At 69.7% G+C, this 14343-nt stretch carries 15 protein-coding genes; 10 read left to right on the top strand and 5 right to left on the bottom strand.

The features are described 5' to 3' along the window. The 4 genes from dnaE to CCN37_RS36530 form a co-directional block, all read left to right on the top strand. The coding region (gene dnaE, locus CCN37_RS36515) for a DNA polymerase III subunit alpha (protein ID WP_143261992.1) at window positions 1-1812 on the top strand (1812 nt) is incomplete at its 5' end. 141 nt (window positions 1813-1953) lie between these two features. Beyond that, entirely contained in the window at window positions 1954-2301 is a 348-nt protein-coding gene (locus CCN37_RS36520) for an STAS domain-containing protein (RefSeq protein WP_168201029.1), read from the top strand. Continuing rightward, window positions 2298-2849 (top strand): histidine phosphatase family protein, encoded by a 552-nt coding sequence (locus CCN37_RS36525; RefSeq protein WP_086829884.1) that lies wholly within the window; start codon window positions 2298-2300, stop codon window positions 2847-2849. Before CCN37_RS36520 ends, CCN37_RS36525 begins: the two co-directional genes overlap by 4 nt. A gap of 183 nt (window positions 2850-3032) precedes the next feature. After that, on the top strand, window positions 3033-3374 hold the full coding sequence (locus CCN37_RS36530) for a VOC family protein (protein WP_086829886.1): 342 nt from the start codon (window positions 3033-3035) through the stop codon (window positions 3372-3374). Here CCN37_RS36530 and CCN37_RS36535 read toward each other — a convergent pair. Continuing rightward, entirely contained in the window at window positions 3371-5563 is a 2193-nt protein-coding gene (locus tag CCN37_RS36535) for a family 43 glycosylhydrolase (protein WP_086829888.1), read from the bottom strand. The two genes, CCN37_RS36530 and CCN37_RS36535, sit on opposite strands and share 4 nt — an antisense overlap. Window positions 5564-5837: 274 nt before the next feature. Here CCN37_RS36535 and CCN37_RS36540 point away from each other — a divergent pair, with 274 nt between their 5' ends. Continuing rightward, window positions 5838-6536, top strand: coding sequence for a hypothetical protein (locus CCN37_RS36540; RefSeq protein ID WP_143261993.1), 699 nt, complete (start codon window positions 5838-5840; stop codon window positions 6534-6536). Here CCN37_RS36540 and CCN37_RS36545 read toward each other — a convergent pair. Then, window positions 6533-7678: an epoxide hydrolase family protein gene (locus CCN37_RS36545; RefSeq protein WP_086829892.1), complete on the bottom strand. Its 1146-nt coding sequence runs from the start codon at window positions 7676-7678 to the stop codon at window positions 6533-6535. The two genes, CCN37_RS36540 and CCN37_RS36545, sit on opposite strands and share 4 nt — an antisense overlap. 61 nt (window positions 7679-7739) lie before the next feature. Here CCN37_RS36545 and CCN37_RS36550 point away from each other — a divergent pair, with 61 nt between their 5' ends. After that, window positions 7740-8708, top strand: a complete 969-nt coding sequence (locus CCN37_RS36550) for a YafY family protein (RefSeq protein ID WP_086829894.1) — start codon at window positions 7740-7742, stop codon at window positions 8706-8708. A 72-nt stretch (window positions 8709-8780) separates the two neighbouring features. Further along, complete coding sequence (locus CCN37_RS36555) at window positions 8781-9755, top strand: nucleoside hydrolase (RefSeq protein ID WP_086829896.1); 975 nt, start codon at window positions 8781-8783, stop codon at window positions 9753-9755. Between the two features lie 125 nt (window positions 9756-9880). On the opposite strand, the gene CCN37_RS36560 is transcribed toward CCN37_RS36555, so the two are convergent. Both CCN37_RS36560 and CCN37_RS36565 read right to left on the bottom strand, forming a co-directional pair. Then, entirely contained in the window at window positions 9881-10159 is a 279-nt protein-coding gene (locus CCN37_RS36560) for a hypothetical protein (protein ID WP_143261994.1), read from the bottom strand. A 158-nt stretch (window positions 10160-10317) separates the two neighbouring features. After that, complete coding sequence (locus CCN37_RS36565) at window positions 10318-11211, bottom strand: LysR family transcriptional regulator (RefSeq protein ID WP_086829901.1); 894 nt, start codon at window positions 11209-11211, stop codon at window positions 10318-10320. A gap of 75 nt (window positions 11212-11286) precedes the next feature. On the opposite strand from CCN37_RS36565, the gene CCN37_RS36570 reads away from it, so the two are divergent. After that, window positions 11287-12144, top strand: a complete 858-nt coding sequence (locus CCN37_RS36570) for an alpha/beta fold hydrolase (RefSeq protein ID WP_086829903.1) — start codon at window positions 11287-11289, stop codon at window positions 12142-12144. On the opposite strand, the gene CCN37_RS36575 is transcribed toward CCN37_RS36570, so the two are convergent. Further along, window positions 12131-12559, bottom strand: a complete 429-nt coding sequence (locus CCN37_RS36575) for a DUF6210 family protein (protein WP_086829905.1) — start codon at window positions 12557-12559, stop codon at window positions 12131-12133. The two genes, CCN37_RS36570 and CCN37_RS36575, sit on opposite strands and share 14 nt — an antisense overlap. Before the next feature lie 65 nt (window positions 12560-12624). On the opposite strand from CCN37_RS36575, the gene CCN37_RS36580 reads away from it, so the two are divergent. Next, the gene (locus CCN37_RS36580) at window positions 12625-13200 is read left to right on the top strand and encodes an RNA polymerase sigma factor (RefSeq protein WP_086829908.1); all 576 of its coding nucleotides are present in this window, start codon (window positions 12625-12627) and stop codon (window positions 13198-13200) included. A 5-nt stretch (window positions 13201-13205) separates the two neighbouring features. After that, window positions 13206-14240 (top strand): CU044_5270 family protein, encoded by a 1035-nt coding sequence (locus CCN37_RS36585; protein ID WP_143261995.1) that lies wholly within the window; start codon window positions 13206-13208, stop codon window positions 14238-14240. The last annotated feature ends 103 nt before the right edge of the window (window positions 14241-14343 follow it).

Genomic DNA, 14343 nt, shown 5'->3' on the forward strand with positions numbered 1-14343 from the left:
TCCTGCGAGGCCATCGGCCTGCTGAAGATGGACTTCCTCGGCCTGCGCAACCTCACCGTCATCGGCGACGCCATCGAGAACATCAAGGCCAACCGCGGCGAGGACATCGACCTCGACACGCTCGGCGTCGAGGACTCCGAGACCTACGAGCTGCTGGGCAGGGGCGACAGCCTCGGCGTCTTCCAACTCGACGGCGGGGCGATGCGCGAACTGCTGCGGCGCATGCGGCCAACGGGTTTCGACGACATCATCGCGGTGAACGCGTTGTACCGCCCGGGTCCCATGGCGATGAACACGCATAACAACTACGCCGACCGCAAGAACGGCCGCCAGCCGATCGAGCCGATCCACCCCGAGCTGGCGCAGGCACTGGAGGACATCCTCGCCGAGACCTACGGCCTGATCGTCTACCAGGAGCAGATCATGACGATCGCGCAGCGCGTCGCGGGCTACTCGATGGGCCGCGCCGACGTGCTCCGCCGTGCGATGGGCAAGAAGAAGAAAGAGGTGCTGGACAAGGAGTTCGAGGGCTTCCGACAGGGAATGCTCGACAACGGCTTCTCCGACGGGGCCGTCAAAGCGTTGTGGGACACCATTCTCCCGTTCGCCGGGTACGCGTTCAACAAGTCCCACGCCGCCGGGTACGCGCTCGTCGGCTACTGGACGGCCCACCTCAAGGCGAACTACCGCGCCGAGTACATGGCCGCGCTGCTCACCTCGGTCGGCGACAACAAGGACAAGTCCGCGATCTACCTCTCCGAGTGCCGCCGCCTGGGCATCAAGGTGCTGCCGCCCGACGTCAACGAGTCCGCGTTGCGCTTCGCGGCCGTCGGCGATGACATCCGCTTCGGCATGGGAGCCGTGCGCAACGTCGGCGCGAACGTCGTCGAGTCGGTGATCAGGTCGCGCGGCGCGAAGGGGAAGTTCACCTCCTTCACCGACTTCCTCGACAAGTCCGAGCTGGTCTGCTGCAACAAGCGCGTCATCGAGTCGCTGATCAAGGCGGGCGCCTTCGACTCCCTCGGCGCCACCCGCATGGCGATGGTCCAGGCGCACGAGCTCGCCGTGGACGCGGTCGTCCCGCTCAAGCGCAAGGAGGCGATGGGCCAGTTCGACCTCTTCGGCTCTGAGCCCACCCCCGACGCTTCCCCCTTGGCGCACTTGAACTTCGGCGACGAGGAGTGGCCGCGCAAGCAACTTCTCGCGCACGAACGCGAGATGCTCGGCCTCTACGTCTCCGCGCACCCGCTCGACGGCGCCGAGCACGTGTTGCGCAGGCACGCTCCGCGCCCCATCGCCTCGATATTGGAGAACCCGCCGCGCGAGGGCGAGCTGGTGGTGTCCGGGCTGATCACGTCGTTGGAGCGGCGGATCAACAAGAAGGGCGAGCCGTGGGCGATCTGCACGATCGAGGACATGGACGCCGCGATCGAGGTGCTGTTCTTCCCCAAGGCCTACGCGGTGCTCTCCGCCGACCTGGTCGAGGACAACGCGGTCGTGGTGAAGGGCCGGGTGAACTGGCGCGAGGAGCGCATGTCGGTCTTCGGCGCCGACCTCGCCCCGCTCGACCTCGCCTCCCTCGGCGCCGAGGAGCCCCCGCTCGTTCTGCTGGTCAACGGCAGGACCGTGACCGAGGCCGTCGTGCTCGAACTCAAGCAGACGCTGCTGGCGCACCGCGGTGCGACCCCCGTGCACCTGGAGATCACCGGCCTGACGCGACCGCACAAGCTCGCCGTCGACGACTACCCCGTGCGCCCGAGCCCCGCGCTGCGCGCCGAACTGCGCGCGATCCCGGGCGTGGCGCTGCGCTGAACGGCCGCCGCCACCACACGTCCGAGGGATCGACCGCACCCCGATCCGGATACCAAGATCATTCCTCGCTCTGGGCGGACCGGGAGCGCCCTGTTAGCGTCGCTCCACCGGATGATCTGTGACCGTGGGAGGTGTTCTGCTGTGTCCTCGGACGACGGCGAGCTGCTCGAGGTGCGCTGGAGCGCCGTCAACGGGTGGCGGGTGCTGTCGCTGGCCGGGGAGGTCGACGTGACGCGCCAGGACGAGCTCTTCGGAGAGCTGTCCGGAGCGTTGCGCGAGGCCTCCGCCCGGGTGGTGCTCGATCTCTCGCGGGTGACCTACATCGACTCCTCGGGGTTGTCGGCGATCGCGGTGGCCAACCGCGAGGCGGCTCCGGGGGCGGTCTTCCGGATCGCGGGCTCCGGCGGCTTCGTGCTGCGCCTGCTCCGGACCACCGGGCTGGACACGGTGCTCGACGTCCACCCCAACGTGGAGCACGCCGCCCGATGACCCCGCGAGGTGAGTTGGTGCTGGTCAGGCACGCCGAGTCGGAGATACCGCGACCCGGCGGGCCTGACGAGTACCACCGGCCGCTGTCCGCGACGGGCCTGGTGCAGGCCGACGACCTGGTGCTTACCCGGCCCACGCGCGTGGTGTCCAGCCCGTACCTGCGAGCCGTGCAGACCGTCGCGCCGCTCGCCCGCGCGGCGGGGCTGCCCGTCGACACCGTGCATGAGCTGCGGGAATGGGACTCGGGCCTCGAACCGACCCCTGACTACGCGCGCCACTACGCCGCGAGCTGGGCCGATCCGGAGCTGGCCCGTCCAGGTGGGGAAAGCCTCGCCCAGCTCACCGAGCGCGCCGTCGCCGCCCTGACCGCGCTGGCCGACGGGGGCGTTGTCGTCGTGGGCAGCCACGGCACGTTCGTCGCCAGGGCGCTCGTCGGCTTCGGCGTGTCCACTGTGGACTGGCCGTTCAGCCGCGCGATGCCCATGCCCGCCGTCTACCGCCTCCGCTTCACCTCCGGCCACCCCCACATCACCGGCCCCGGCCTCTAACCCCACATCCCCCAGGCCGCCAAACTCCCGTTTCGTACCGATCTCGGGTAAGAGAGCGCTCCCAAATCCCGTTACCGGTACGAAACGGGAGTGGTCTGGACCACTGCGGTGGGTGATGGGGCGAGCCGGGGGTGTGGTGCGCGGGTCGGGCTTGCCTGGTGGAGGACGGGCTAGGGTCGGAGGATGGCGCTAGCGCTCTTCGCGGGGATTCCCGTCACGGACTATCCGGCCGCGCTCCAGTGGTACGAGCGGTTGTTCGGCACGCCGCCGACCTTCGTCGTCCACGAGACCGAAGCGGTGTGGGAGGTGGCGGACAGCCGCTCGTTCTACGTGGTGCTCAACCCGGAGAAGGCGGGCCACGCGATCCACACGCTGTTCTTGGACGACTTCGACGAGGTCGTCGCGCGGATCGAAGAGCGGGGACTGGAGCCCGTGGAACGCGAGACCTACTCGAACGGCGTCCGCAAGACGACCTTCCGCGATCCCGACGGCAACGAGATCGGCTTCGGCGGCGGCCCGAGCTAGCCCCGGTACACGCGGAAGTACGCGAAGTTCGCGGTGACGGCGGGCATGTCGCCGCCGTGGGCGATGAGGCCGACGCGCGGTGCGGGCCCGGCGGGGAAGGTCCAGGTGCCACCCCACGTCCAGTGCTCGCCGTCGCGGCTGGAGCCGCCTCGGAAGTGGTGCTCGCCGCTGGCCGGGTCGACGGTGTGGGCCAGCCGGAGCCACGTCGTGGGGGCCGGGGCGGTCAGCGTCTGCTGGCCGTAGAGCAGCCGGCCGGAGTGCGCGAGTTCCCGCCCGAACTCCAGCTGGCGCGTGTTCCAGATCGCGACGTGGCTCAACCGCGCGAAATCGTCGTCGTTGGCGTAGGCGATCAGGCCCGCCTGCTGGAAGTTCCGCACGGAACTCTCGCCCAGGTCGAGGTCGAGCCGGGTCTCCACCACGTAGTCCCCGCGCGGCGGGTCGCGCAGGAGCACCCCGGCGTTGTTGGTGGTGCCGACGAGATCCGCAGCTTGGGTCGGCCAGCGCAACGCCCCCGCGCGCACGGTCGCGGACGGATCGCCCCGAACCCAGGACCACCCGGTACCCAGTTCTCCGTCGAACTCGTCCGATGCCGTGCGGTCGAGCCGCCCGAGGCGCGGTGCGGGTTCGGCGCGGCGCACGGGTTGAGCGGCGCGCTCGGCCGAAACGTTGTCCACCGATGCCTCGCCGCGGGCGATGATCGCGAATTCGTCGCCGAGGTGTTCCGGCAGCGTGCGGGTCTGCTCAGCGAACGGGTCGCCCAGCCGGGCGTCGGTGACGGCGGCGGTCAGCACTCCGCTCCGCACCGCGACGGTCAGCGAATGCCAAGTGTCGTAACGAAAGTTCGCGGGCAGCGGAGTCCGCTGAACACCGACGCGAGGAACGTCGGTGACGAGCGCGGCGGCGTCCCGGTCGATCATCACTGTCACCCCGCCCACGGACACCCCGGCGGAGCCGATCACATCCAGTTCGACGAAAGCGTTGGCAGGCAAGGACTCGGTCGACCGGAGCCGACTCGTGCCGGGCGAGGAGTGCCGCAGCACACCGGACTTCACGTGCCATGACGGAGCCGGAGAGCGCCAGCGGGGGCCGATCGTCTCGCGCGCGAAGCTGTCGCCGGAGACCACCGGAGCGCGCTGACGCCCCGTTGACGCGTGCGCCGTCGGCCACTCGTCCATCCAGTCGAGCCGATCGAGCAGCATCGGCCGCATGTTCACGCCGTGCGGCTCGTTGAGGTACGGGTCCGATCGGTCGATCCCGTGGTAGGCCAACCAGTCCTGTCCCGACGAGTCGGTGACGACCGAGTTGTGGCCCACGCCGATCCACCGATTTCCGTTCTGCCGCAACACAGGCGTGCCGCCGACGCGCGAACTGAGCAGCGAGAGCCCGTCGCGGTCGACGAACGGCCCGGCCGGAGAACGGGACCGACCGGCGAAGATGCTGTAGCCGGTCGCGGGGCCAACACAGCAGTTCGCGGACGAGGCGAGCAGGTAGTACCAGCCGTTCTTCCTGACCACGTAAGCACCTTCGTAGCGGTCACCGATCGCGATCCGCGTCGCCGCTCCGGTCATCCGCGTTCCGTCGTCGGACAGCGGCACGACGAAGAGCCCGCCGTAGTAGGAGCCGTAGTACAGCCAGCGTCGCCCGGTCGCGTCGGTGAGCATCGCGGGATCGAGTATCGACCAGAACCGGCCGTGGTCCCCTGGGACAGGCGGTACCACCGGGGCGTCGAGCGCGGTCCACGGGCCGATCGGGGACGGCGCCGTGGCCACTCCGACCGCGGCGTCACCGCCCTCGTTCATGACCGTGTCGGTGACGGTGAAGTACAGCAGGTAACGCCCGTCGACGTAGCGGATGTCGGGCGCCCACAGGCCTGCTTCCGTTGCGGCCCAACGTGGACGGCTGGCCTGCGTGAACACGTCGGTGACGTGCTCCCAGCGCGTCAGATCCACCGAGCGCATGATCGGCAGCAGCCGGTGCGCGCGGTCGCCGCGCCGCAGCGGGTCGCCGGTGCCGAAGGCGTACCAGAAGCCGTCCTTGCCCCGGATGACCGCGGGGTCCGCGAAGGTGTCCGCCGCGGGAGCGGAGACCGGGTTGGTGTAGCGGCGTTCCGACTCCGACTCGGTTGGGGGGAGGAAGGCGGCGACGAGCGCCACCACCGAGGCGAGCAGCCTGTGCGGGAAGCGGGCCATGGCGCGAAGTCCCTTCGCTCAGCGGCGAGCGGCTCCGGTCAAGATCAAGGGTAGGAGTTCCCCGGGCTCCGGCGACAGGGCCGGTGGGTGTAACCCGGCGCAATCGGTTGGGCATTCTTTTCGTTGCCCGGCCGAGTCTAAAATGACACTTGTCGCGTTTCGGTGAATTACTCTTTTGGCCTCTAGTCCTCGGCATTGTCTGCGTGAAAGCTTGTCGCCCATGAGTCAGCCGAATGTACCCAAAGCGCCCCCGTCTGGCGGCTACAAGCCCGACATGAGGATTTCCGCGACGCAGACCCAGGAATTCGGGCAAACGCTTGTCACGGGAACACGGCGCTACAACGACATGGTGACGTCCGTTCGGCAGGGCGGTTTCCTGTCCGATGCGGACATGGAGCTGCGGCGCGCCACCTACCGCGCCCACTACACCGCGGCGCCGTCGACGAAGCCCGACTACAGCGCGGACAACGCGCAGGAGGTCAGCATCACCGGCTTCCCGTCCGCGACCTACATCAACACCATCGACACCGGCAACGCCGAGATCCGCGCCTGGCTCAACGTCAATCCGGTCCCGGCTCCGCCGTGGGCGTTGCTCAAGACCTCCGACATCCAGTTCCTCCAGTACGAGATGGCTTTCGGGAACCAGCGGATCACGCCGCTGAGCCGGATCGTGCGGATGAACGTCGCTTCCGGTAACGGCAGCAAGATGGTCCTCCACATGAGCCAACTCAACCCGCAGTGCATCGGAATGGCGCTGCGGCCGGACGACACCAAGCAATGGCAGGCGGAGGGACAGGCCGGAATCGTCAGCGCGACCACCGCGAACTTCTTTCACGCATTCCTCGGCACCGACAACGGCGCTTCCTCGATCTGGCTGGTCCGCGAGCACGGCCGCCGCCTCGGCATCACCGGGATCGAGAAGGTCGTCGTTCTGAACGCGCAGAACGTGGCGATCCACTTCACGCACACCTAGAGCGGACGCCCCGTGCCCTGGTGGCCGAGCCCGGCGAAGAACTCGCGGATGTCGGCCACCAGCAGCTCCGGCTCCTCCAGCGCGGCGAAGTGCCCGCCCCGGTCCACGTCGACCCACCGGGCGATCGTGTGCTCCGTTTCCGCGTAGCGCCGGATACCGACGTCGTGGGCGAAGACGATCGCGGCGGTGGGGACGCCGGAGTTCGGCAGCGCGCCCCAGCCCGCGGCCTGCGCGTAGCCGACGTAGGCCGCCGAGCCCGCGGTGCCGGTCAGCCAGTAGATCATCGCGTTGGTCAGCAGCCGATCCCGGTCGATCACCAGCTCCGGCGGGGTGGCGCGCGGGTGCGTCCACTCGCGGAACTTGTCCATCACCCACGCGAGCTGCCCGACGGGGGAGTCGGTCAGGCCGTAGGCGAGGGTCTGCGGGCGCGTCGACTGGATCGAGATGTAGCCGAACTCCTCGTTCAGGAACGCCTCGATCCGCGCGACGCGGTCCTGGTCCAGGTCGCTGAGGGAACTCAGTTCCTCTTGGGACAGCGGCACGTTCGGCATGGGACCGGGTCCCCCGTTGACGTGCACGCCGACGACGTGCTCCGGCGCGACCCGCCCGACCTGCGGGCTGACCGCGGCGCCGATGTCCCCGCCCTGCACGCCGTAGCGGTCGTAACCGAGCCTGCGCATCAGCTCCGCCCACGCCCGCGCGATGCGGTCCACGTCCCAGCCGGTATCCGATACCGGGCCGGAGAAACCGAAGCCCGGAAGGGACGGGATGACCAAGTGGAACTCCGTCCGCAGCGGCTCGATCACGTCAAGGAACTCCACCACCGAGCCCGGCCAGCCGTGCGTGAGCAGCAGCGGCAACGCGTTCTCGTCGGCGGAGCGGACGTGCAGGAAGTGCACGCGCTGCCCGTCGATCGTGGTGGTGAACTGCGGGTGCTCGTTCAGTTCGGCCTCGGCGGCGCGCCAGTCGTAGCCCGTGCGCCAGTGCTGCACGAGCTCCTTCAGCCACATCGTCGGGACCCCGGTGTCCCAGTCGTCGCCCGGCAGGGCTTCGGGCCAGCGCACGCGCTCCAGGCGCTCGCGGAGGTCGTCGAGCTGGTGCTGCGGGACGTCCAGGGTGAAGGGCTTGATCTCGTCGCTCATGGGACCAGGCTAGGAACGAGCTAGGACAGCTATTGCCCTAACTTCCTGACAGACTTTCCGCATGCTGGAGACCTCGGCGCGACTGCTCCGCCTGCTGTCGCTGTTGCAGACCCCACGCGACTGGGCGGGAACCGACCTCGCGCGAGAGCTCGACATCGACGTGCGCACCGTGCGCCGAGACATCCAGAAGCTGCGCGAGCTGGGCTATCCCGTGCACGCCACCCCCGGCGCCGCCGGATACCGACTCGGCGCCGGCGCCAAGCTCCCGCCGCTGCTGCTCGACGACGACGAGGCCGTCGCCGTCGCGATCGGACTGCGCACCGCGGCGAGCGGCACCGTGGCGGGCATCGAGGACAGTTCGCTGCGCGCGCTCGCCAAGCTCGAACAAGTCCTGCCTTCGCGGCTGCGCCACCGCATCACCGCGCTGCACTCCGCCACCGTCACCGTCCCCGCGTCCGGTCCGGTGATCGATCCCGACGTGCTCACCGCCGTCGCCGCCGCGTGCCGCGACCACCACCGACTCCGCTTCGGGTACCGGAGCCACGATGGAACCGAGTCCCTCCGCGATGTCGAGCCGTACCGCCTCGTGCACACCGGGCGCCGGTGGTACCTGCTCGCGTGGGACACCGCTCGCGAGGACTGGCGCACCTACCGCGTCGACCGGCTCACGCCTCGGGTTCCCACCGGTCCGCGCTTCGCGCCGCGTGAGGCCCCGGAGATCACCGAGTACCTTTCGCGCGGCGTGTCCACCGCCCCCTACCGCTACCAGGCCCGCATCACCGTGCACGCCAGCCCGGAGGAAGCCGCCGAGCGCATCCCGCCCACTGTCGGCGTCATCGAGGCCGTCGACCTGCGAACCTGTGTTGTGCGAACCGGTTCCCACTCGCTCGACGAGCTGGCCGTCTACATCGGACTGTTCGGATTCCCGTTCCACGTCCACGAACCACCCGAGCTCATCACCCACCTGCGCGCCCTCGCCGAGCGCATCACCACCGCCCTCGCGCAGGGCGGTTGCCCGTGGACCGGTTGAACCCGCGCAGTGAGGTCGAGTACCGCCCTAGGCTGGGCCGTCGAACCCGATCTCACGATGTGGAGCAGAGCTGTGCGGATCGTTCTGGACACCGACCCGGGCATCGACGACGCGCTGGCGTTCCTCTACCTGGCGGCGCATCCCGACGCGGAACTCGTCGCGGTCGGCAGCATCCACGGCAACACCACAGCCGCTCAGACCGCGGCCAACGCGCTCCGCCTGCTCGACAAGCTCGGCCTGCACCATGTGCCCGTGGCCGTCGGGGCGCACCGGCCGCTCGCCCAGCCGCTTGAGACCGCGGAGTTCGTCCACGGTCACGACGGGCTTGGCGGGCAGGCCGGACCCGCGTCCACGCGCGAGCCGGTGGACATCTCCGCTGCCGAGCAACTGGCGCGCTTGGCCCGCGCGAACCCCGGTGAGCTCACCGTCCTGGCGTTGGGGCCGCTCACCAACCTCGCGATCGCGCTGGGGATCGAGCCCGAACTGCCCACGCTGCTCAAGTCCGTGTTCGTGCTCGGCGGCGGCTTGGGCGTGCCCGGCAACATCACCGCCGAGGCCGACGCGAACTTCTACCACGACCCCGAGGCCGCCGATCAGGTCTTGGCCGCCGGGTTCGACCTCACCCTGATCGGGCTCAACGTCACCGAGCGCGCCCGCGCCGACGAGACGTGGCTCGACGCCGCCGCCGCGCTCGACACCCCGCGGGCACGCTACGCGAGCGCCGTTCTCGCGCACTACGCGAAGTTCTACACCGAGATGTTCGGCGAGCCCCAGGTCACGCTGCACGACCCGCTCGCCGCCGCGGTGATGCTCGATCCCGCTCTGGCACCGGCGTGGCGGGACCTCGCCTGCGAGGTTGAGCTGAACGGGAAGCACACGCGGGGCAAGCTCGTCGCGGACCTGCGCCCGATCGCCGACGACAAGTTCATCCAGAGCCCGATCGGGGCCGGGCGGCGCAAGGCACGCGTCATCACCGAGGTCGACGCCGAGGAGTTCCTCGACCGCATGTTCGCCGTTCTGCGGGACCCGAGTCCCTTCCACGGCTGATGCCGCGCCGCCTCCGGGCGACGCGGCACGACTCCGCTCAGTCAGCCGATCTCGCGGAGGTAGACGTTGGCGGTCTTGCCCTTTCCGGTGAAGGTGAACTCCTCGACCTCGCCCATCGGGCACGCCTACCTGCTGGAGAAGGTCTTGGCGCCGACGTTGCCGTAGACCTGGGCGCACTGGCCGTCGGCCTCGGTGTCCTTCACCCAGCCCTGCACGGTGATCTTGCCGTCGTGGCAGGACAGCGTGACGTGGGCGAGCGCGCCGGAGGTCTCGATCTTGCCCCGGTCGCCGCAGCGGCCGTAGGCGGTGACGTCGTCCGCGGCGCTCGCCCCGGTGGCCCCGAGCGTGGTGATGATGCCGATCACCAGCGCGGCGGCGGTGGCGGCTCGCTGCAACCCGTTCATGTGTTTCCCCCGTGTCTGCTCGACTTCGCCGCGGTCCCACACCGCGACGGCTCCACGATCAAGGGCTGTGCGAGCCGGGACAAGCGAAACAGTCAATGTTGGGAAGCCGGGAGGAAATTAGGCCTCTGACCAGCGCGAACGCGTCGTGCTGAGACGGGTCAGACTTCGTCGATCGCTCGGTGGAGCGCGTCCAGCCCCGCGTGCTGGGTGCCGGTCCGCCACACCACGCCCCAGGGGTAGCCGTCCTCGGTGCCCGCCAAGGGGCGCAGGACGGTGCCGGGGATCTCCGGCTGCCCCACCGGAACCAGGACGGGAGGCTCGCCGGGCCGGACGTGGTGGGCGAGGTCCTGCGCGCCGCGCACCACGGGGTGGTCCGCCACCGGCACCGCGCCCCACTTCGCGAGCAGTTCCGCCGCGAACCGGTCCCACTCGCCGGTCACGTGGTTTCCGGCATGGCAACAGATTTCCAGGCCCGGCAGCACGCTCATCGGGATGGTGCGGCGCCGGGCCAGCGGATGTCCGCGTGGCACCAGCAAGCCGAGCGGCTCGGTGTGGAACCGGCGGTGCTCGACCCCGGCGGGGAGCGTGAAAGTGTCTGGCAGACAACAGAAAGCGGCATCGATGTGGTGATCTCGCAGCTGGGCGAGGGAGATCGCCAGCCCCGGGGTTTCGCGTGCGTAGAACTCGAAGTCGTCCTCGTCGCGGCGCGCGGTGGCCAGCAGACGCGCGGCGGTGGTGAACTCGCCGACGACGTCGACGACGAAGCGCGAGCTGCTTCGGAGCTGGCCGACGACCTCGTCGTGGTGGGCGAGCAACGGCCGCGCGAGCCGCAGCAGCAGCTCGCCGTCGGAGGTCAGTGAGACGCGGCGGGTGCTGCGGGCGAACAGGGGTTTCCCCAGCGCCATCTCCAGCCGCGCGATGTCCCGGCTGAGCGCCTGCTGCGTGAGGCAGACCCGCGCGGCGGCGCGCGTGAAGTGCAACTCCTCGGCGGCGGCGACGAAGTGCCGCAGCAACCGGACGTCCAGGTCCATCACGCCGCCAGTCTCGCTCATTCACATCGCGGACGCGTGAATGAGCGCCTGATCGGTGTTGGACCGCAACCCGTGCGGCGCCGAAGAATCGTCGTCATGACAGCTCAACGAATGATCGAAGTCGACGGTGTCAGCCTGTGCGTGCAGAGCTTCGGCGACCCGAGCCACCCCGCCCTGCTGCTCTTGGCGGGAACGTCCTGCTCGATGGACTGGTGGCCCGAGCCCCTGTGCGACCTCCTGGCCGACCGGGGGTTCTTCGTGATCCGCTATGACCAGCGGGACTCCGGCCGCTCCGCCCACGACGAGCCCGGCCAGCCCTCGTACTCGCTGCCCGATCTGGCCATCGACGCTCTCGGCGTGCTCGACGCGCACGACATCGAGACGGCGCACTGGGTTGGCTTCTCCTCGGGCGGTTGGGCCGCGCAGCTCGTCGCCGTGCACAGCCCGTCCCGGGTCGCCTCGCTGACGCTCATCTCGACCAGGCCCACCGGTCACGGCCCGGCCGACGCCGACCTGCCCGAGGTCGCTGACAGCCTCCTTGAGGCGTGGGAGTCGGCCGTCGAGCCAGACTGGGACGATCACGAGCAGGTGCTGGCGTTCCTCGTCGATTCGGAGCGCACGCTCGCCGGTGAGCTCTTCGACGAGGAGGCCGTCACGGCGATGTGCGGCAAGGCCGTGCGCCGCGCTCGTGACATGCGGGCGTCGGTGACCAACCACCCCATGGCCGACCAAGGCCCTCGCTGGCGGGAACTGCTGCACCGGGTGAGCGCGCCGACGCTCGTGCTGCACGGCGCGGTCGACCCGCTGTTCCCCGTCGACAACGCCCACGCGCTCATCGCGGAGATCCCCGGCGCGCGCATGATCGCATTCCCCGGAGTGGGCCACGAGATCCCGCCACGGCTGTGGAAGGACTACGCGACCGCCATCGCCGATCACGCGGTCAGTCCGAGTTGAACCACAGCAGGACGCCGGGGCCGTCCGGGGTGATCACGGGCACCCAAGCCTCGTCGACGTCGCCCCAGCGGCTCTCGTCCAGCCGCAGGGCGTGCGGCTCGTCGCTGACTTCGTCGGAGGTCCAGTAGCGGATGGCGCCGACGATCTCGCGGAGCTTGTTTGCCTTGTCGTCCGGCCACGTGTGGTTCCAGGTACCCGCCCCGCCGAAGTCCTTCTCGAACAGCTCCGCCAACGCGTTCATCTCCCCGGCGCTGAACAGGGGCACCAGGAAGCCCTCGACGTGCCCCTGCCGGCAGGCGGTTCCGCCGTACTGCTGGAGGTAGCAGATCCCCGTCTCGGCCTCGACCACCACGTACAGCCAGTTCTGGGTGCTGACGCCTTCAGGGTCGATGGAGATGAAACGCTTGGAGCCCATGGCAGGCAGTCTCACAGGTTCGTGAACGCGGATCGCGGTTTCGTGCAAGTAGTGGTGTGAAAACGATGATGGACCACGCGCCACCCGACTCGGCCTCCTCGGGGGAGGACGATCGGCCGGATCTGTCCGGCCCGGAGCCCTCGGCCGCGTTCGGCGCGCTGTTCGACCGGCACGCGCACCACCTGCACCGCTACCTGGCCAACCGCGCGGGCGCCGTCGCCGACGACCTGCTCTCGGAGACGTTCCTGGCGGCGTTGCAGAGCCGGGCGACCTACGACCCGAACAGGGCGACGGCCCGCGCGTGGCTCTTCGGCATCGCCACCAACATCCTCCGCAAGCACGCGCGGCTCGGCGCGCGGCACCAACTCGCCGTCAGCGCGGCGAGCCTGCCGGATCGCGTGGAGAGCCACGAGGGCCGTGTGGCGGAGAAGATCGACGCGCAGACCCGGGCGCAACAGCTCGCGGTGGCGATCGAGCGCCTTGAAGAGCGGGACCGCGACGTGCTGCTGCTGTCCAGTTGGGCACAGCTGGACTCGGCTGAAGTGGCTGAGGCACTGGGTGTTCCAGTGGGCACCGTCCGCTCGCGGTTGCACCGAGTTCGTCGGCAGTTGCGCGTTGAGGCGCCCAGGGTGGGGGAGTGATGGCGATGTGGACCGACACTGAGCTGGACGACGCGCTTACCGCGCTGCACAAGGAGGTCAAGCCGCCGTCAGTGGACGTGCGCGCCGCGCTGATGGTCGCCTGCAACGAAGCCAAGCCACGCCGCAGGTACGCGTGGACGGCGGCCGCTGTCGCCGCTGTGACGGTGGGTGTGCTGGCGATGCCGGGGGCGCCGACGGCTGCGGCGGGAGCGTTGGGCGCCGCCGCCGCGCAGGTGCTCGCCAACCCCGAACCGCTTCCAGGACCCGGGCAGTTCTTCTACACCGCGACCCGGGAGTCGGGCCTGGCCAGCTCGATGACCTCGACCGGCAAACCCCTGTCGGTGCTCCAGGAGAGCATGACCCAGCTGTGGGTTCCCTCGGACCGTTCTGCGGAGTGGACTGTCCGAAGTGGACCGACCGGTGCGCGAAAGTGGTTGGCGGGCAATGAAGATCTCGCGCGCAGGGAGGGCGACGGCGGGCTGCTCGACCCGCGTGCGAACCGGGAGCGGGTGCAGCGCGGGCCGTGCGGGGACTTCCCCGATCAACACGAGCTCGGGGGCACGCCGGACGACGGCAAGCCGTGCGGGGAGCGCTATGGCCATTGGGAGGCACCGACTCCGCGCTTCCTCGCCGACCTCCCACGCGACCCCGACGCGCTGTACGAGCGGCTGAGCAAGGACGCCAAGGGACGAGGCGCGGACGTGCTCCGCCTGGCCGCCGGGGTGCTCCGCGCCGCCGAGACCTCCGCCGAGCTGCGCGCCGCCGTCTACCGCGCGCTGGTGAAGCTGCCCGGTCTCGACGTGACCGACAACACCGCCAACCTCGACGGGCGCAAGGGGACGGCGTTGGGGCTCACCGAGAACAACCTGCGCGATGAGGTCATCGTCGACACGGTCTCCGGGCGCTACATCGGGCGGCGAAGCGTGCTCGTCCAGCCGGGCACTGGCTACTGGGCGGGACTCCACCCGGGCACCGTCGTGGAGTTCACCGCCGTGACCCTGGGCGTCGCGAGCAACGCGGACACGCCGCCCGCGAACTGACCCCGGCCGCAGAAGAACCCGTTTCGTACTCATAGCGGTGAAGAGCGTCCCGAATACCGCTATGAGTACGAAACGGGAAATGGCGCCTAAGGGCTGTCTCGTA

This window comes from Allokutzneria sp. NRRL B-24872, from assembly GCF_002155965.1.
Classification (GTDB): domain Bacteria; phylum Actinomycetota; class Actinomycetes; order Mycobacteriales; family Pseudonocardiaceae; genus Allokutzneria.